Source organism: Acidisoma sp. S159 (assembly GCF_009766125.1).
GTDB lineage: Bacteria > Pseudomonadota > Alphaproteobacteria > Acetobacterales > Acetobacteraceae > Acidisoma.
Window position 1 is genome coordinate 180,507 of record NZ_LMUG01000008.1, and the last position, 16,464, is coordinate 196,970.

Consider the following 16,464-nt stretch of genomic DNA (forward strand, 5'->3'; position numbering starts at 1 on the left):
AGGGCAGTGATGTCAAACCAGCCGATTCAATTGCTGCTGCTCGCGACGCTGGTGCTGGTGATCTCGGCCGTTGTGCCGCGGCTGCGGCCACACTGGCCGCTTTGGCTGAGGGTGAGCTGGCGCGTCGCGGTCTTTGTCGTGCTCACCGTGCTTGTCCAGCACATCCTAGGCTCGCCGTTGCGCCCGATCTACGGCAACGGCCAGGAAGGCGTGTTGTTTTGGGAAAAGCTCGTGGAAGCGGGCTGGTGGGTAATCGCCGCGCGCGTCGCGGTGGGCATCGTGCGCCTGCTTGTGGTGCTGGAGCATCGGCCACGGGAGACGCAGATCGTCTCGGATCTCATGGCCGGCGCGATCTATGTCGCGACGACGCTGGCGATCGTCAATTTTGTTTTCTCCGTGCCGATCGGCGGCTTGCTCGCGACCTCGGGCGTCATCGCCATCGTGCTCGGCCTCGCGCTGCAAAACACATTGTCGGATGTTTTCTCCGGCATCGCGGTGGGTTTGGAGCGACCGTACAAGGCCGGCGATCTGCTGTGGGTGGAAGGCGGTATCGAGGGCCATGTCATCCAGGTGACCTGGCGATCGACGCAGATTTCCACCGGGCACAACAACATCGCCGTGATTCCCAACAGCATCATGGCCAAGGCGCGGCTGGTCAATCGCAGCCTGCCCACACCGACGCGCGGCGATTCAATTGAGTTGAGGCTCGATCCAGCGGCGGCTTCGGACCGTTGCGTCGCCGCCCTGACCGCCGCGACGCGCGCCTGCCGTATCCCACTGGCACCGCCCGGGATCACCTGCACCGGCCTGCATGGTGACGGCGTTACCTACGAGATCAGCTTCACGGTTCCGTCGAGCGACCGGCTCGGCAAGGCCCGCGACGAACTCTTCACGCAAATCCAGCGCCATCTGCGCCATGCGGGAATCGCGCTGGCCGTTCCGGGCGTCGCAACGGTGCCCGCGATAGCGATCCCAACCTTGAGCCAATTGCTGGAGCAGTCGGATCTGTTCGGCGGTTTGCAGCCCGGCGACAGAGACTCGCTGGCGGAGCACTTCTCGCCGGTATGGCTGAAAGCGAGCGAGACGCTGATCCGCATCGGCGAGACCCCTGTCGCGCTCTATGTCATTGCGTCCGGTGCCGCCGAAATCACGGTGAACGGGCCGTCCGGTCCGCGTGTCGTGTATCGGATGAGCCCTGGCGAGACCGTGGGTGCGATCGGCCTGATTACCAATGCGCCCTTCATCGCCACAGCCACCGCCTTGACGCCGCTGAAGGTCTATCAGCTGGAAAGGGAGGCGATGATCGCCGCCATCAAGGCCAGCCCCGAACTTGCGAAGGGCTTGGAGGCCGTCGCGCAACGCGGCCAGGCGGCGCTGCGCGCGGATACCGCGCCCCATGAGGGCAGCGAACTCGAACACCCGGAGATGTTCCTTACCCGCCTTCGCAGCTTCCTGCGACTGCTGAACGGATAGAGCGCTGGTGCGATTACGTCGCTAAGCGGAGGCGACGCGTTCGCGCCAATCCTGCAACACGTCCTTGATCGTCTGATCCCAAGGCACGCGTGGCTGCCACTGCAACAGTTCCCGCGCCCGCGCCGAATCGCCACAGGCGAGCAGAATATCGCTCGGCCGCAGCTTAGCTGGATCCTGCTCGATCGCCACGTCCGTCAGCCGTGCTGCTGCTAAAAGCGCTTGCAGCACTTCGCCAACCTGTCGCGGCACACCCGAGGCGATATTGAGGATCGTGCCGGGCGCCAGAACTTCGGCATTGGTTATGCAATCAACATAGGCCCCGCAGACATCCCGGACATCGAGGAAGTCCCGCTTCGGCGAGAGGTCCCCGACACGGATCACAGGCGGTAAGCGGCCCGCTTCGATGAGCGCCAGTTGCCGGGCGAAGCTCGGAACCACAAAGGCATCCGACTGGCCGGCACCCGTGTGATTGAAGGCTCGCAGCCGAACGCAGCGCAAGCCACCCGCTGCCATGGCGCCCAATGCCAGATCCGCCGCCGCTTTTGTGGCCGCGTAGGTGTTGAGCGGGGCCAGGGCCACGGCCTCGTCCACCGCCACGCGGGATTTGAATGCGCCGCCATAGGCATCCGCGCTCGACGCGTAGAGCAGGAGGCAATCAGGCACGTGCTCACGCACCGCTTGCGCCAGATTCAGCGTGCCGTCGAGATTGACGTGCCAAGCGCGTTCCGAGGACCGGTTGGCCTCGGCGATCGCCGCGATGGCGGCCAGGTGGATGCAAACGTCAGGCCGGGCCGCGGCTATTTCGGATGTGATGGCCCGCCGATCGGTAATGTCGGCGGCCGACGAATGAACCATCGCGTCCGGGAAGGACTTCCCAAGCCGCGTGAGCATGTGGCCGCCGACAAAACCTCTGGCACCCGTCAGAAATATGCGGCGAGGATTCATACTAGGGCGGGTTCATACCACGTCCTGAGTTTCACGCGATATCTCGCAAGATCCGCTTCCACCATCTCGGTCGCCAGGCCAGCCAAGGGCGTCTCCGCGCTCCAGCCCAGCTTCGACTGGGCCTTCGAGGCGTCGCCCAGGAGGAGATCGACCTCGGCGGGCCGCAACAGGGCCGGGTCTGAGCGGAGGTAAATCTCGGGGTCGAGGCCGACATGACCGAAGGCGAGCCGGCAGAAATCCCGGATCGACGCGGCCTGGCCTGTTGCGATGACGAAATCCTCCGCCACGTCCTGCTGCAGCATGAGCCACATCGCCTGCACATAGTCCCGCGCATGACCCCAGTCGCGCCGCGCATCGAGATTGCCGAGAGTCAAATGGTCCGCCAGTCCAAGCTTGATGCGCGCCACGCCGTCCGAGATCTTCCGCGTGACGAATTCGATTCCTCGAAGCGGGCTCTCGTGGTTGAACAATATGCCGGAGCAGGCATACATGCCGAAGCTCTCGCGATAGTTCACCGTCATCGTATGGGCATAGAGCTTGGCACAGGCATAAGGGCTGCGCGGATAAAAGGGCGTACGCTCGTTCTGGACCGGCTCCTGGATCAAGCCGAACATTTCGGAGCTGGAGGCCTGGTAGAAGCGAACCTTCGGGCGAACGATCCGCAAGGCCTCAAGCAGATTGGCGGCGCCCAACCCTGTGACGGTCCCGGTGAGCAGCGGCTGTTGCCACGACGCTGTCACGAAGCTCTGGGCGGCGAGATTATAGACCTCGTCGGGGTTAGCCTGTTCGATCGCCCGGATGAGGCTGGAGAGGTCGGTGAGATTGCCGTCGATCAGCTCGACCTGATCGAGCACGCCGAGCCAGCGCAGCCGCTCTCCGACGACGTCCGAGGACGCGGAGCGGCGAAGCAGTCCGAAGACGCGATAACCTTTTCCGAGGAGCAGTTGCGCCAGATAGGCGCCGTCCTGACCGGTGATGCCGGTAATAAAAGCTGTCGGCATCTAGTGGGATATCCGCATTTGAAAGGTCCCTGTTGCTGAGTCCCGGCACGATGGCAATCGCGGACTCCGGACGGCGACTTGACGGGGCTCCGGGTCTTCCGGCGAATTCGTTCAAGACCCTCAGATGGTGGGTCGGCCAAAAGGATGCGCCGCGCGACGGCGGAGATCAGACATTGTGATGAGGTTGCGAGTGACCTGCCCACGCGGCGATTGCGGGATCTTTGCTTGAGACATTCGCGCGCCGTTAGCTTCTCTAGCGTTATTCATTGCAAACCTCGCTATCCTGATCGAAACACGCGATGACGTCGATCTATTCGACAAGGCTTAAACCGGAAGAAACAGCCCGCAGGCGGTATTCGGGGCGCTCCCTCAAGGTCTTGTCTGGGCTTCGGAGCAGAAATCGCCACGGCCCTCGCTCTGAACATGGCAAGGTCTCCGCGATGCCAGTTGATGGTGGGCCGTGCGCCTGCGATCCCTAGGTCCCGTCACCCGAGGGTTCCAGCCATGCTCATCCGAGTCATTGTCGCGCTGCTCTTGATTGCTTCCCTCAGCCGGCCAGCGCTCGCCGAGGATCGGCTGACGGTGGTGCTGGACTGGTTCGTGAACCCCGATCACGCGCCGCTCTTCGTCGCCGAGCAGATCGGCGCCTACAAGAAGCGCGGGCTGGAGGTGAAATTCATTGCCCCCGCCGATCCCTCGACGCCGCCGCGCGAGGTCGCGGCCGGTCAGGCGGATCTGGCGGTGAGCTACCAGACCCAGATTTATCTGCTGGCGGATCAGGGCCTCCCGCTGGTCCGCGTCGGCACGCTGATCGACAAGCCGCTGAACGTGCTTGTCGCCCTGCCAGCGAGCGGCATCCGCACGATGGCGGACTTCAAAGGCAAGCGCATCGGCTATTCCGTGCCGGGGCTGGACGAGGCTTTGCTCGACACGATGCTCGGCCATGCCGGGCTGCACCTCTCGGACGTGCATCTGGTCAACGTCAATTTCGCGCTGGTGACGTCATTGATGGCGCATCAGGTGGATGCGGTGACCGGCGCCTATCGCAACTTCGAGGTCAATGAGTTGAAGGAGCATGGGCTGTCGCCCGTCGTCATCGATCCCCAGGCCGAGGGTGTCCCGGCTGATGACGAGCTGATCCTGATCGCCAACCGTAAGTCGCTGTCGGACTCGCGTCTCCCCCGCTTTCTCGCCGCCGTGAAGGAGGGCGAGGATTATCTGCAAGCGCATCCGCAGGAGGCCTGGGAGGGCTTCATCAAGTCGCATCCGGATTTAAACGACACGCTGAACAAGACGGCTTGGTTCCAGACCCTGCCCTATTTCGCGGCCGATCCGTTTCGCTTGGATGGCCCGCGCTACACGAACTATGCGGATTTCATGCTGGCGCATAAGCTGATCGCCAAGACGCTGCCGCTCGGAGATTACGCCGTGCAGCTCAAGGAGCAGGAGTAGTCCGCGCATGACGCTCTTCCGTGGCCTGTCGGCCTTTCCCATCACGCCTTTCGACGAGAACGGGCGGGTCATTGCCGAGGACCTTCGAGCGCTGCTGCGGCGGCTGACAGGGCCGGAGGTCGGGTCGATCGGGCTGCTCGGCAGTACGGGCGCCTATCCCTATCTCACACGCGGGGAGCGGCGGCGGGCGATCGAGATCGCGGTGGATGAGGTTGGCGGGCGGGCGCCGCTCATGGTCGGCATCGGCGCGTTGCGGACGGATGAAGCGGTGGCGCTCGGGCAGGACGCGAAGGCTGCGGGCGCAGATGCGGTGCTGCTTGCGCCGGTATCCTACACGCCGTTGACCGAGGACGAGGCTTTTGTCCATTACGAGACAGTGGCGGGGTCGGTAGGTTTGCCGCTTTGCATTTACAACAATCCCGGCGCAACGCGCTTCGACTTCTCCGCCGGGCTGGTCGGCAGGTTGAGCCGGCTGCCGCATATCGTGGCGCTGAAGAACCCGGCATCTGGTGCCGATACCGCCGCAGAGGATCTCCGCCGGTTGCGGGAGGTGGCGGCGGCTGACTTCTCAGTCGGGTACAGCATGGACTGGAAGGCCGCCGAGGCGATGATCGCTGGGGCCGACGCTTGGTACAGCGTGCTCGGCGGAATTTTCCCCGGTCTTTGCGCGCCGATCATGTCAGCCGCTGAAGCGGGCGACGCGCGGAAGGTGCGTGATCTCGCTCAGCGTCTCGCCCGGTTGTTCGATCTGTTCGTAGAGGCCAGCAGCGTCCGGGTGGTTTATGCGATCGTGAACCAGCTTGGTCTCAGCAACGCGCAGCCGCCACGCCCGATGCTGCCGGTATCACAAGATGTCGCGCGGCGGGTTGGAGAAGCGCTGGAGACGCTGCGGCTAGTTTGAATAGGTCCGCCGCGTGTAGCCACCACTCGCACTCGTCATCCTCCGCGAAGGCGGAGGATCCATGCCTTGCTTGCTCCAGGAAGAAGGCGTGAATGGCACGCCTTCGCGTGCCATGACGGGTATTCCGCCGAACCATGTCCGTTGACGCCAGATACGCCAGTTAAATTTCGGCCAAAGGTCGGCATGGACGGCCCAAACAACCCTTCAGCAAGCCAGCTTCGGAATCGCGCGGGTAAGGTTCGGAAAGGTCAGGCCAAGTTCATGCAGCGCGGCGGTATCGCTTGCGAAACGCCCGCGGGTCATGCGGGTGCCGGACGGCACGAAGACCATGCTCCGCCGGTTCAGCTTATAGAACCACACCTTGTAGCGATGCGGATCGACATGCGCCTCGTTGCCCCAGATGAAGTTCCAGACCGCGAGGCCGTAGCCCTTCCTTCCGCCAAGATCGCCGACATAGATGCCGCCTTCCGCCATCGTATCCAGCGTGCGCGGCGTCCAGAGGCTGAGCTTGCCCCGGTTGGAGCCGAAAACCACCGCCTCATAGGCACAATCCGAGCCGCCGGTGGCCGCTGCCACTGCAAGCACCGCGCGGGAGTCTGGCGTCGGCCCGGGCAGCACAGCGTAATGCACCGTAGGGTTCAGCGTGCCGTCCGTATTCTGCTGGATCCTGAAATAGTCGGATTGCGTGCCACCCACCGCCGTGCTCAGCAACACGCGGCCAGCTTTATCCGTAACCACGACCTTCGGGAGCTGACCCACCGCCTTCTCGGTCTTGATGAAGACCTCGCCGATGCCCGGGAACACATCGCCCGAATGCTCCGCTCGCGCGCCCACGGTACCGAGGGCCAGCCCCACCATAAGCGCCGCGCCCAGCCGGAGAGGCCGCAGTCTTGTCGAGATGGTCCGCATGCTCGCTGTCATCCCAAGATCATGGTGCCGACGCCGCCCTCGGTGAAGAGTTCAAGCAAGCAAGCGTGTTCGACGCGGCCATCGAGAATCGTGGCACCGCGCACCCCGCCGCGCACGGCCGCGATGCAGTTCTCGACCTTCGGGATCATGCCGCCGCTGATCATGCCGCTCGCGATTCCCGCCTCCACCTGCGCCACCGTCAGCTCTGGCAGCAGTTCCCGATTCTCGTCCAGCACGCCGGGGACATCCGTCAGCATCAACAACCGGTGTGCCGAGAGAGCGGCGGCGATCGCGCTGGCGGCGGTGTCGGCGTTGATGTTGTAGGTCAGCCCGTCATCCCCCAGGCCCACAGGCGCGATGACCGGCACCAGACCGGCGCCGGTCAGCGCGTGGATGACGCGGATGTCGATATGCACCGGCTCGCCGACGAAGCCGAGGTCCAGGGCACGCTCGATATGGCTATCGGGATCGCGCTTCACCCGGGTCAGCTTGCGCGCCCGTATGAGGCCGCCATCCTTGCCGCAGATGCCAACCGCGAGCGCCCCCGCCTGGGTAATCAGCGACGAAACCTGTTTGTTGACGGTGCCGGCGAGAACCATCTCGACGACCTCGACCATCGCGGCGTCGGTCACGCGGAGTCCGTCCACGAAGGTCGATTGGATCGCCAGCCGCTTAAGCATCGCGTTGATCTGCGGGCCGCCGCCATGAACCACGACGGGGTTGATGCCGACCTGCTTCAGCGCCGCGATGTCACGCCCGAAGCCGGCGGCAAGGCTCTCATCGCCCATCGCATGGCCGCCGTATTTCACGACGATCGTGGCACCGGCATAACGGCGGAGATAGGGAAGTGCGCGCGATACGGTGGAGGCCTGTTCGGCCGCAATCCGATAACGCTCAGCCGCATTGGTCATGCGCGCGAATCCCTCCGGCAATTGGCAGGTTTTCAGCTAGTGGTCTGGCTCGCGCGGCGGGTCAAGCCGTCAGCTTCAGTGCCTGCGAGGGTCCGGGCTAAGCGTGATGTCTTTGGTCTTAGCCGTGTGCATTTCACTGCGTCTGCTCCGCGAAGGCAGAGCATCCACGCCTTACTTGCGTGACGACGGGAGGCGTGGATGGCACGGGGTGCCCCGCACGCCTTCGCGTGCCATGACGGATCCTTTGGGTCGCGGTTCAATAATAAATCACCACGTCTCAGGCCCGCCTAAGCCAGCAGCGCCGCGAAGGCGGCGCGAGCCTCCGGGATGCCGTCGCCGCTGCGGGCGCTGGTTACCAGCACCTCGGGAAAGCCTGCCGGATGGCTGCGGGCCATCGCCTCCAGGCTAGCCAGCTTGCGGGCCAGCGCGGGAGGCTTCAGCCCGTCGGCCTTGGTGAGGACGAGCTGGAAAGTAACCGCGGCTTTGTCGAGCAGATCCATCACCGCCGTGTCGGAGGGCTTCAGCTCGATCCGCGCATCCATCAGCAAGGCGATGCGGCGGAGGTTCGGGCGGCCGCGCAGGTAGTCGAACATGAGACCCTGCCAATCCTCCTTCACCGCCTTCTCGGCCTGGGCATAGCCGTAGCCTGGCATGTCCACGAGGGTCATGCGCCCGCCAAGATCGAAGAAATTGAGCTGGCGCGTGCGGCCGGGCGTGTTGGAGGCGCGGGCAAGCGCATGCTGGCCGGTCAGCGCATTGATCAGCGATGACTTCCCAACATTGGAGCGGCCGGCGAAGGCCAGCTCGATGCTGCGCGGTGCCGGCAGTTGCTCCAGCCGCTGGGCCGCGAAAAAGAAGGTGCAGGGCGCGGCGAACAGCAGGCGCCCCGCCTCGATCTGGTCGGCGTCGGGCGGCTTGTGGCCGATCGGCGCCGGGGTGCCGGGCTCCTCCTCCAGCTCGTCCCAGTCGGGCTCGGGCTCAGGCACCGGAACGGACACGCGGACGATCGGTCCGGGCGATACGCGGCTTGGCGAGGCGGGTGCGGCGCATGATGAACCACTGCTGTGCGACGGAGAGCAGGTTGTTCCAGCTCCAATAGATCACCAGCCCGGCCGGGAACCGCGCCAGCATGAAGGTGAAGATGATCGGCATGAACTGGAACAGCCGCGCCTGGGTCGGGTCGGGCGGCGGCGGGTTGAGCCGCTGCTGCAGCGCCATCGTGCAGCCCATGATGAGCGGCCAGACGCCAAGATGCAGGAACGGGGCGATGGCCGTCGGATCCCAGGGGATCAGACCGAAGAGGGTGAAGATATTGGTGGGATCGGTCGCCGACAGATCGTGGATCCAGCCATAGAATGGCGCGTGCCGCATCTCGATGGTCACGAAGATGACCTTGTAGAGGCAGAAGAACACCGGGATCTGGATCACCATCGGCAAGCAGCCCGAGGCCGGATTGACCTTCTCGGCGCGATAAAGCGCCATGATCTCGGACTGCTGCTTCGCCGGGTCATCCTTGAAGCGGGCTCGCACCTCGGTCATTTTCGGTGCGAGGAGCTTCATTTTGCTCATCGACTTGTAGGATTTGTTGGCGAGCGGGAAGAACAACAGTTTCACCGCGACCGTGAAGACCAGGATCGCCAGACCGAAGTTGCCGAGCAGGCGGTTGAGGTAGTCGAGCGCGAAGAAGATCGGCTTGGTCAGGAAGTAGAACATCCCGAAATCGACGGCCTTGTCGAAGCTCGGGATATTGAACTCGCTCTCATAGCGATCGAGCAGGCTCACCACCTTGGCGCCGGCAAAGGCATGGGTCTGGGTGGATGTCGTGCCGCCGGGGGCGACGACCTGCGCCGTATTGGCGATGAAGTCGGTCTGGAAGCCGGTCGTGCCGTTGATCTGCATCTCCCGCACATCGGCGGTCGCGCTGAGGCGCTGATCGGGGACGAGGGCGGTCAGCCAGTATTTGTCGGTGATGCCAAGCCAGCCGCCGTCGCTGCTCTCGGTATAGCCGATGCCATCCTGATGGGCGCCGTCGCTCTTGATCGACTTGTAGCTGAACTCGTGCAGCGTGCCTTTGAAGACGCCGACCGGACCCTCATGCAGAAGATAGAAACCTGCGGTCGTCGGCGTGTAGTCTCGGCGGATGCGGGACCAGGGATAGAGCGAGACCGGCTGCTTGCCGCTATTCGTGACCTGCTGGTCAACCGTGAACATGTAATGCGGATCGATCGCGATCACGATCGAGAAGGTGAGGCCCTGGCCGTTATCCCAATGCAGGGTAACCGGGTGGGCCGTGTCGAGGTTCGGCGCAGATGCCGTCCAGAGCGTGTTCGAGTCGGGCAGCTTCAGTGGCGCGCCGTCGATCGTGGCGCCGGGTGCGCCGGTCCAGCCGAACTGCAGGTAGTAGGGCTGCGGCTGGGTAGCCGGCTCGAGCAGCCGGACCAGCGGCGATTTCGGATCGACCGTCTCGTGATAGTCGCTCAGCACGAGGTCATCGAGCGTGGCGCCACGCAGGCTGAGGCTGCCATCGACGCGCTCGGCATGGATCGTGACGCGCGGCGCGGCGGCGGTGGCGGCCGCCGAGGTTGCCGTACCGATGCCGGGCTGCGCGCCCGCTCCCGGAGTCGTATTGCCGGTGGAGGCAGGCGCCGTGGTTTGCGCCAATTCGGGCGGTGGCTGAGGTAGATGCGGGCGCACCAGGAACTCGAACCCGAGCAGGATCGCGACCGAGATGGCGATCGCGATAATGAGGCGCTTCTGATCCATCAGCCGACAGGGTCCTAGGTTGAGCGCGAAGAGGCGGGAGGCACGGGGTCGCTCCCGCCGCCATGCCAAGGGTGGCAGCGCAGGATGCGGCGCCCCGCCAGATAGCCGCCGCGAATGGCGCCATGGCTGCGGATCGCCTCCAGGGCATAGTCGCTGCAGCTCGGCGTGAAGCGGCAGTTATTGCCGAGGATCGGGCGCAGGGTCAGCTGATAGGCCTTAACCAGCCCTATCAGAAGCGCGCGGAGCAGCGTTGCCAAAAAGTCGTTCATTCACGGCCGCCGATCATGACCGCTTGCCCCGCCGCGCTCTGGCGATGGCGGCATGGAGGTCATTCACCAGGTCTGGAAAGGGCCGTGCTGCGGTCTTGTCCCGGCCGATCACCACGAGGTCGAGGCCGCGATGGGCGTCCGCCTCCAGCGTCAGGCGTACGGCTTCGCGGAGGCGACGCTTGGTGCGATTCCGCACCACTGCGTTGCCGACCTTCTTGGTCACCGTAAAGCCGATACGAGGTGGCGCGTCGTCGCCACGCGAAAGAAGTTGCAACACAAGTCCGGGCATCGGCGCCTTGGCGCCGCGGCTCGCGACAGTGAGAAATTCCGCCCGGCGCTTAAGGCGCGCCGGCGGCGTCAACCGCGTCGGCGCCATGGCGACGTGCCCTTGCGATGTGCGGTCGGGCCTAGGCCGAGAGCTTCTGACGGCCCTTAGCGCGCCGATTGGCGAGCACCTTGCGGCCACCCACCGTCGACATGCGGGCGCGAAAGCCATGCCGCCGCTTGCGGACGATCTTCGAGGGTTGATAGGTGCGCTTCACGTTACTCTCCAGCTCTCTTTAACAACGCTTGGCCCCACCTCGCCGTCGAAGGGGGCCGCACGGTCATCCGCAGCAACGAAGGCGGCGCCCGTCACAGGCACCGTTTTCGGCGGCGGTGTATAGGGGCCGCCAGAAGCTCACGTCAATGCCACGCGGATTTTTGGTTCCAGTTGGCACCGGCCCTAACCCCCACCCGGCCACCCATCAGCGTACTGTCGGGGGTGGCCGGGCGGGGTGAGGGCGGTGCCGACTGGAACTTGGATCCGCTAAGAAGTTGCCGCCGCCTCGTTGAAGGCTCACTTACCCCAGGAATGACATTGAACGCGACTCCTTCAGACGCCCGGCAGGGCGGCATTGCTTTCGCTCTCCAGGGCGGCGCTGCGCATGGCGCCTTCGCCTGGGGCGTGATCGACCGCCTGCTCGAACGCGATGTCGTGCCAACGCGGGTCTGCGGCGTTTCGGCGGGGGCGATGTTGGGCGCCGTGCTGGTACAGGGTCTGGCGCAGGGTGGAGCGGCTGGCGGCCGAGCAGCGATGCATCGCCTTTGGCAGGGTGTCGCCTCCGCCGGCGCCCTCAGCCCGATTCGCAGCTCGCCCTTGGAAAAGTGGCTCTACGGCTGGGATCTGTCGAACAACATGGCCTGGGCCGGCCTCGAGACGACGATGCGGCTGTTCAGCCCGCATCAGCTCAACCCTCTTGGGCACAATCCGCTCCGCGCGCTTCTCGAGGAGCTGATTGACCCGGCGCTGCTGGAACATCCGGATGCACCGCGACTCCATGTCGGTGTGACCGACGTGGAGACCGGGGCGCCGGTGATCTTCGGCAATGACGCGATCACCGTCGACGTGCTGCTCGCCTCCGCCTGCCTGCCGCTGGTGTTCCCAGCGGTGGAGATCGATGGCCGCGCCTATTGGGACGGCGGCTACAGCGGCAATCCGCCGCTCCGCCCGCTGCTCAACCCGCTGCCCGACGAACTCTGGATCATCCGTGGCCAGCCCGAGCGGCGGCGCGGCGTGCCGAGGACCCCGGCCGAGATCATGAACCGGCTGAACGAGATCGCGTGCCACACGGTGCTGGAGACCGAACTCGCGGCCTTGCCGGCCGGCATCCTGCTGCGCTCAATCGACGCTGACCCTACGCTCGCGGAACTGCCGATTTCCAGTAAGTTCAACACCGAGTTCGACTTCCTGACGGAGCTTTTCACGGCTGGCCAGGCGGCGGCAGACGACGCCCTCGCGCAGCCGGCTGAGGCCACGCCGGAGCCACATATCGGCCAGCCCAACGCTTCTGCATGAGGAGGTCGGACGGCCTTCCTCGTCGGTTCTTCCTGCGGATCTTTATCGCCGCCGTCCTCGCTGAGGCCGTGACCCTTGCCCCCGCCACTGCTCTCTTGCCGATGGCGACCGGACCCATACTGGTGCTTTGCCTCATCGGTCTGGTTGCCGCCTTCGCCGTGGCCTCAGTCGCGGCGGTGCTGGCAAGGCGCTGGATCGCCACACCACTGGGACAGATCACCGGGGCGCTAACCGCGACGCGCGAGGAGCTGGACGCGCTTTCGCTGGCCTCCGTGGAGGCCGACGAGGTCGCGGCGCTTACCGCTGCCATCCATCGCCACGATCAGCGATTGCGCGACGCTCTCTGGCGGCAGAACCGGCTCGCCGAGCTTGGCGTCGCGGCGGCCAAAGTTCACCACGACCTTCGTAATCTGCTGACCTCGGCGATGCTGGTTGCCGACCGGCTGCAGGAGTCGGAGGACAAGGCCGTGAGCCGAGCGGGGGGCAGGCTGGTAAGTGCGGTGGAACGATCGACCGCGATGCTGCAGTCGGCGTCCGACTTCGCCGGAGAGGCGCGCCCTGCCCTCACCCCGTCGCGTTTTCGATTGGCCGAGCTGGTGGACGAGATTGCACTCAACCTCGGGGAAACGCACCGCTCGCTGTCGGTGGAGAACCGCGCCCCGGCCGAGCTGGAGGTCGAAGCGGATCGTGCTCACCTCGACCGCGCCTTTGCCCATGTCCTGCGCGTGGCAGCGGATGCCCAGGCAAAGGTCGCCGTGGTCGAGGCACGTACGGAAGCCCGCAGGATCGTCATTTTCGTGACCGACGACGGCACCGAGTTCGCACCGGCCATGCGGGACGATGCGTTCCGCGCCTTCTCCGGCTGCTATCGCTACGGGAGCACGGGTCTTGGCCTGGTCATCGCCCGGGACGTGATGCTTGCCCATGGCGGCGACATCACGCTCGCACCGGAGATGCCCGAGGGCCGCACCCGCATCGTGCTGACCCTGCCGGCTTAGGCGGCGACTCCGCTAGGCCAATCGCTCGGCCTCCCGCGCCTCGTTGCCGAGTTTGACGTGCCGGTTCTCCACCCCGAAGCCGACAAGCAGGGCGATCACCACCGCGACGGTGCCCGCCACCCCGGCCAGCGCCCAGCTGTAATTGTGGCCGTTCCGGGCACCGATCGCCGTTTGCAAGGTCGCGTTATACGAGGCGAGGAAATTGCCGAGCTGGTAGACGACGCCCGGGAAGGTTCCGCGAATTTCGCCCGGTGACAGCTCGTTTAGATGCGCTGGGATGATGCCCCAGGCGCCCTGCACCATGAACTGCATGAGGAAGGCGCCGAGGCCGAGCACCCAAGGCGACGAAGCGAAGGCCCAGAGCGGAATGACGAGCAGAGAGAGCAGCGACGCGATGACCATGGCGCGGCGCCGGCCGATATGCTGAGAGACCGCGCCAAAGGACAGCCCGCCGAGGATCGCGCCGATATTATAGGTCAAGGCGATCATCGTGATGGTGCCGTGGCTGAAGCCATGCTGCGCCTTCAGGAAAGCCTTGGGGTAGATGTCCTGCGTGCCGTGGCTGAAGAAGTTGAAGGCGGTCATCAGGATCACCGCGTAGATCGTGAGACCGATGTGGCGGCGCAGGACCTCGGTGATCTTGACCTTCGGCTTCTCCTGGATGCGTTCCCAATCCGGGCTCTCGGGAACGTTGCGGCGGATATAGAGCACCAGCAGCGCCGGCAGCGCGCCCACGATGAACAGGCCACGCCAGCCGACATAAGGTCCGAGAATGCCGTAGGCGAGCGTCGCCAGCAGATAGCCGCTGGGATATCCCGCCTGTAGCAGGCCGGAGACCCAGCCACGCCAGCGCGCCGGAATCGTCTCCATCGTCAGCGAGGAGCCGACGCCCCACTCGCCGCCCATGGCGATGCCAAAAAGGGCGCGCAGAAACATGAAGGCGAGCAGCGTCGGCGCGAGACCCGACAGCAGCTCCAGCCCGGAGAAGCAGAGAATATTGATCATCATGACCGGCCGCCGCCCATACCGGTCCGCGAGACGGCCAAAGATGAAGGCGCCGACGGCGCGCATCGCAAGCGTCAGAGTGATGGCGAGGCTGGCCGTGGTCAGCCCAACTCCGAAGGTCCGCGCAACGTCGTCGAAGACGAAAATCATGATGAAGTAATCGAAGGCGTCGAGGGTCCAGCCGAGGTAGGAGGCGACGACGACCCGGCGTGCATTTCCAATGTCTTGCATCAACCACCCCTTCCGCGGCCGCAGCTTCGATCGCTACGCCTTTGCCGAGGGCAATCCTGTCAGTTTCGTCATGAACTGCCAACCCGGCGCCGGCCGGCAGAAAACTCTGTCGTTGAGTTTTTTGGTAATATTCCCGTAACCTTCCTCATCATTTCGTGAAAGGCTGCGCATGACCCAGCCCACCGGGCCTCTTCGACCACCATCGCCGCACGAGCCGGAAGTTCTCGATAGCGATACCCAACATCTGCACAAGATGGGCTACGCGCAGGAACTTTCGCGCCGGATGCCACTCTTCTCCAATTTCGCCATATCATTCTCAATTATTTGTATTCTTGCTGGCGGCATCACATCGTTTCAGCTCGGATTCAGCTCGACCGGCGGTTTCAGCATCGGCGTTGGCTGGCTCATCGGTTCCGTCTTCGCGGTCATCGTCGCATGCTCGATGGCACAGATCGCTTCGGCCTATCCGACGGCGGGTGGCCTTTACCATTGGTCCTCGATCCTTGGCGGCCGGGGCTGGGGATGGGCGACGGCCTGGATCAATCTGCTCGGCCTCATCTTCGTCGTGGCCTCGGTCGATGTCGGCGTCTATCTGCTGTTCACCCAGCTGATCCTGACCAATATCTTCCACATCGACGTGTCGCATTGGGGGCTTACGCAGCAGGCTATCGGCGTGATTCTGATCACCGCGAGCCAGGCGCTGTTCAATCATTTCGGCATCCGCGTCACGACCAAGCTCACCGACTTTTCCGGCTACCTCATCCTGGTCACCGCCGTGGTGCTGACCATCGCGATGCTCTACGCGGCACCCTCGATCCATATCAGCCGCCTCTTCACCTTCGTGAACAATACCGGCGATGCGGGCGGCGGGGTCTTCCCGACCCATACCGGGCCGTTGATGGCCTTGCTGCTCGGTCTTATCCTGCCGCTCTATACGATCACTGGCTTCGACGCCTCCGCCCATACCTCCGAAGAAACGGTTGACGCGCAGCGGACGGTGCCGAAGGGCATGATTCATGCCGTCGTCTGGTCCGGCCTATTCGGCTACATCATGGCCTGCTCCTTCGTGCTTGCCATGCCCGACATGACCAAGGCGGCGAAGGACGGCGGCAACGTCTTCTTCAACCTGCTCGGCGGTTTGCCGATCGCGGTTTGGCTCAAATACCTGATCTTCATCGCGATCGTGCTGGCCAACTACCTTTGCGCGCTGGCCGGCGTCACATCGACCTCCCGCATGCTCTTCGCCTTCGCGCGCGACGGCGGGCTGCCCTTCTCGAACACTCTGAAGCGGGTGAACCCGCATTACCGCACGCCGGTTCCGGCGATCTGGACCGTCGCGGTACTGTCCTTCCTCGCGACGCTCTACTCGCCCGCCTTCAACGCGCTCGCCGCCGGCTGCGCCGTGTTCCTCTATGTCTCCTACGCCATGCCGGTTTTCGCGGGTCTTCTCGCCGAGGGCCGGAGCTGGACCGATTTCGGCCCCTTCCGGCTCGGCGCGCTGTCCAAGCCTTTCGCGGTGATCACCGTGGTTGGCGGAATTATCCTGCTCTACATCGGCACCCGGCCGCCGAACGACATTCTCGATAGCTACGCGATCGGCGCCCTGGTGCTGCTGGTGATCGGCTGGTTCGCGCTGGAGCGCCGCCGGTTCAAGGGCCCGCCGATTGGCGACGCCGCGATCCGCGCGCGCCAGGCCGCAATCCTCGCCGAGGAGCGGGCATTGGAGGCAGAAGCCTAAGACGACGCGGCGTTTCCCGGCCGGCGCCGTG

General features: G+C 64.6%; 16 protein-coding genes. 6 read left to right on the top strand and 10 right to left on the bottom strand.

Annotation, left to right across the window (positions count from 1 at the left end; genetic code table 11):
• Nucleotides 1–9: 9 nt before the first annotated feature.
• On the top strand, nucleotides 10–1,473 hold the full coding sequence (locus GSQ92_RS04160; protein WP_158802167.1) for a mechanosensitive ion channel family protein: 1,464 nt from the start codon (nucleotides 10–12) through the stop codon (nucleotides 1,471–1,473).
• A gap of 21 nt (nucleotides 1,474–1,494) precedes the next feature.
• On the opposite strand, the gene GSQ92_RS04165 is transcribed toward GSQ92_RS04160, so the two are convergent.
• Nucleotides 1,495–2,418, bottom strand: a complete 924-nt coding sequence (locus GSQ92_RS04165) for a GDP-mannose 4,6-dehydratase (RefSeq protein WP_159013069.1) — start codon at nucleotides 2,416–2,418, stop codon at nucleotides 1,495–1,497.
• Nucleotides 2,415–3,419 (bottom strand): GDP-mannose 4,6-dehydratase, encoded by a 1,005-nt coding sequence (locus GSQ92_RS04170; RefSeq protein ID WP_158802169.1) that lies wholly within the window; start codon nucleotides 3,417–3,419, stop codon nucleotides 2,415–2,417. The genes GSQ92_RS04165 and GSQ92_RS04170 overlap by 4 nt, the downstream gene beginning before the upstream one ends.
• A 504-nt stretch (nucleotides 3,420–3,923) precedes the next feature.
• On the opposite strand from GSQ92_RS04170, the gene GSQ92_RS04175 reads away from it, so the two are divergent.
• Both GSQ92_RS04175 and GSQ92_RS04180 read left to right on the top strand, forming a co-directional pair.
• A complete protein-coding gene (locus GSQ92_RS04175) occupies nucleotides 3,924–4,871 on the top strand; it encodes an ABC transporter substrate-binding protein (protein WP_158802170.1) in 948 nt (315 codons plus the stop codon).
• A gap of 7 nt (nucleotides 4,872–4,878) precedes the next feature.
• Nucleotides 4,879–5,772, top strand: coding sequence for a dihydrodipicolinate synthase family protein (locus tag GSQ92_RS04180; protein WP_158802171.1), 894 nt, complete (start codon nucleotides 4,879–4,881; stop codon nucleotides 5,770–5,772).
• 204 nt (nucleotides 5,773–5,976) lie between these two features.
• Here GSQ92_RS04180 and GSQ92_RS04185 read toward each other — a convergent pair whose 3' ends face one another.
• From GSQ92_RS04185 to rpmH, 7 genes are all read right to left on the bottom strand, one after another.
• Nucleotides 5,977–6,681, bottom strand: coding sequence for a hypothetical protein (locus GSQ92_RS04185; protein ID WP_158802172.1), 705 nt, complete (start codon nucleotides 6,679–6,681; stop codon nucleotides 5,977–5,979).
• A gap of 8 nt (nucleotides 6,682–6,689) precedes the next feature.
• Nucleotides 6,690–7,592, bottom strand: a complete 903-nt coding sequence (argB, locus tag GSQ92_RS04190) for an acetylglutamate kinase (protein ID WP_158802173.1) — start codon at nucleotides 7,590–7,592, stop codon at nucleotides 6,690–6,692.
• A 287-nt stretch (nucleotides 7,593–7,879) separates the two neighbouring features.
• The gene (gene yihA / locus GSQ92_RS04195) at nucleotides 7,880–8,518 is read right to left on the bottom strand and encodes a ribosome biogenesis GTP-binding protein YihA/YsxC (protein ID WP_158802405.1); all 639 of its coding nucleotides are present in this window, start codon (nucleotides 8,516–8,518) and stop codon (nucleotides 7,880–7,882) included.
• A 52-nt stretch (nucleotides 8,519–8,570) separates the two neighbouring features.
• The gene (yidC, locus tag GSQ92_RS04200) at nucleotides 8,571–10,355 is read right to left on the bottom strand and encodes a membrane protein insertase YidC (protein ID WP_159013070.1); all 1,785 of its coding nucleotides are present in this window, start codon (nucleotides 10,353–10,355) and stop codon (nucleotides 8,571–8,573) included.
• A 14-nt stretch (nucleotides 10,356–10,369) separates the two neighbouring features.
• Nucleotides 10,370–10,624, bottom strand: coding sequence for a membrane protein insertion efficiency factor YidD (gene yidD / locus GSQ92_RS04205; RefSeq protein WP_158802175.1), 255 nt, complete (start codon nucleotides 10,622–10,624; stop codon nucleotides 10,370–10,372).
• Nucleotides 10,625–10,637: 13 nt separating this feature from the next.
• Nucleotides 10,638–11,000 carry a ribonuclease P protein component gene (rnpA, locus tag GSQ92_RS04210; protein WP_158802176.1) on the bottom strand — a complete coding sequence of 121 codons (363 nt, stop codon included), beginning with the start codon at nucleotides 10,998–11,000 and terminating at the stop codon, nucleotides 10,638–10,640.
• A gap of 31 nt (nucleotides 11,001–11,031) precedes the next feature.
• On the bottom strand, nucleotides 11,032–11,166 hold the full coding sequence (gene rpmH, locus GSQ92_RS04215; RefSeq protein ID WP_158802177.1) for a 50S ribosomal protein L34: 135 nt from the start codon (nucleotides 11,164–11,166) through the stop codon (nucleotides 11,032–11,034).
• 317 nt (nucleotides 11,167–11,483) lie between these two features.
• Between rpmH and GSQ92_RS04220 the strand changes: the two genes are divergently transcribed.
• Both GSQ92_RS04220 and GSQ92_RS04225 read left to right on the top strand, forming a co-directional pair.
• On the top strand, nucleotides 11,484–12,461 hold the full coding sequence (locus GSQ92_RS04220) for a patatin-like phospholipase family protein (protein ID WP_254065538.1): 978 nt from the start codon (nucleotides 11,484–11,486) through the stop codon (nucleotides 12,459–12,461).
• Nucleotides 12,458–13,459: a HAMP domain-containing sensor histidine kinase gene (locus GSQ92_RS04225; protein ID WP_158802179.1), complete on the top strand. Its 1,002-nt coding sequence runs from the start codon at nucleotides 12,458–12,460 to the stop codon at nucleotides 13,457–13,459. The genes GSQ92_RS04220 and GSQ92_RS04225 overlap by 4 nt, the downstream gene beginning before the upstream one ends.
• Before the next feature lie 12 nt (nucleotides 13,460–13,471).
• Here GSQ92_RS04225 and GSQ92_RS04230 read toward each other — a convergent pair whose 3' ends face one another.
• Nucleotides 13,472–14,695: an MFS transporter gene (locus GSQ92_RS04230; RefSeq protein ID WP_158802180.1), complete on the bottom strand. Its 1,224-nt coding sequence runs from the start codon at nucleotides 14,693–14,695 to the stop codon at nucleotides 13,472–13,474.
• A gap of 169 nt (nucleotides 14,696–14,864) precedes the next feature.
• On the opposite strand from GSQ92_RS04230, the gene GSQ92_RS04235 reads away from it, so the two are divergent.
• Nucleotides 14,865–16,433, top strand: a complete 1,569-nt coding sequence (locus GSQ92_RS04235; RefSeq protein ID WP_158802181.1) for an amino acid permease — start codon at nucleotides 14,865–14,867, stop codon at nucleotides 16,431–16,433.
• Nucleotides 16,434–16,464: the final 31 nt, after the last annotated feature.

Bases quoted from the DNA above. Each gene is read 5' to 3' on its own strand.
- yidD (WP_158802175.1), bottom strand. From the start codon at position 10,624: ATGAACGACTTTTTGGCAACGCTGCTCCGCGCGCTTCTGATAGGGCTG.
- GSQ92_RS04175 (WP_158802170.1), top strand. From the start codon at position 3,924: ATGCTCATCCGAGTCATTGTCGCGCTGCTCTTGATTGCTTCCCTCAGC.
- argB (WP_158802173.1), bottom strand. From the start codon at position 7,592: ATGACCAATGCGGCTGAGCGTTATCGGATTGCGGCCGAACAGGCCTCC.
- GSQ92_RS04160 (WP_158802167.1), top strand. From the start codon at position 10: ATGTCAAACCAGCCGATTCAATTGCTGCTGCTCGCGACGCTGGTGCTG.
- GSQ92_RS04180 (WP_158802171.1), top strand. From the start codon at position 4,879: ATGACGCTCTTCCGTGGCCTGTCGGCCTTTCCCATCACGCCTTTCGAC.
- yidC (WP_159013070.1), bottom strand. From the start codon at position 10,355: ATGGATCAGAAGCGCCTCATTATCGCGATCGCCATCTCGGTCGCGATC.
- GSQ92_RS04170 (WP_158802169.1), bottom strand. From the start codon at position 3,419: ATGCCGACAGCTTTTATTACCGGCATCACCGGTCAGGACGGCGCCTAT.
- GSQ92_RS04165 (WP_159013069.1), bottom strand. From the start codon at position 2,418: ATGAATCCTCGCCGCATATTTCTGACGGGTGCCAGAGGTTTTGTCGGC.
- GSQ92_RS04185 (WP_158802172.1), bottom strand. From the start codon at position 6,681: ATGCGGACCATCTCGACAAGACTGCGGCCTCTCCGGCTGGGCGCGGCG.
- GSQ92_RS04230 (WP_158802180.1), bottom strand. From the start codon at position 14,695: ATGCAAGACATTGGAAATGCACGCCGGGTCGTCGTCGCCTCCTACCTC.
- GSQ92_RS04235 (WP_158802181.1), top strand. From the start codon at position 14,865: ATGACCCAGCCCACCGGGCCTCTTCGACCACCATCGCCGCACGAGCCG.
- rnpA (WP_158802176.1), bottom strand. From the start codon at position 11,000: ATGGCGCCGACGCGGTTGACGCCGCCGGCGCGCCTTAAGCGCCGGGCG.
- GSQ92_RS04225 (WP_158802179.1), top strand. From the start codon at position 12,458: ATGAGGAGGTCGGACGGCCTTCCTCGTCGGTTCTTCCTGCGGATCTTT.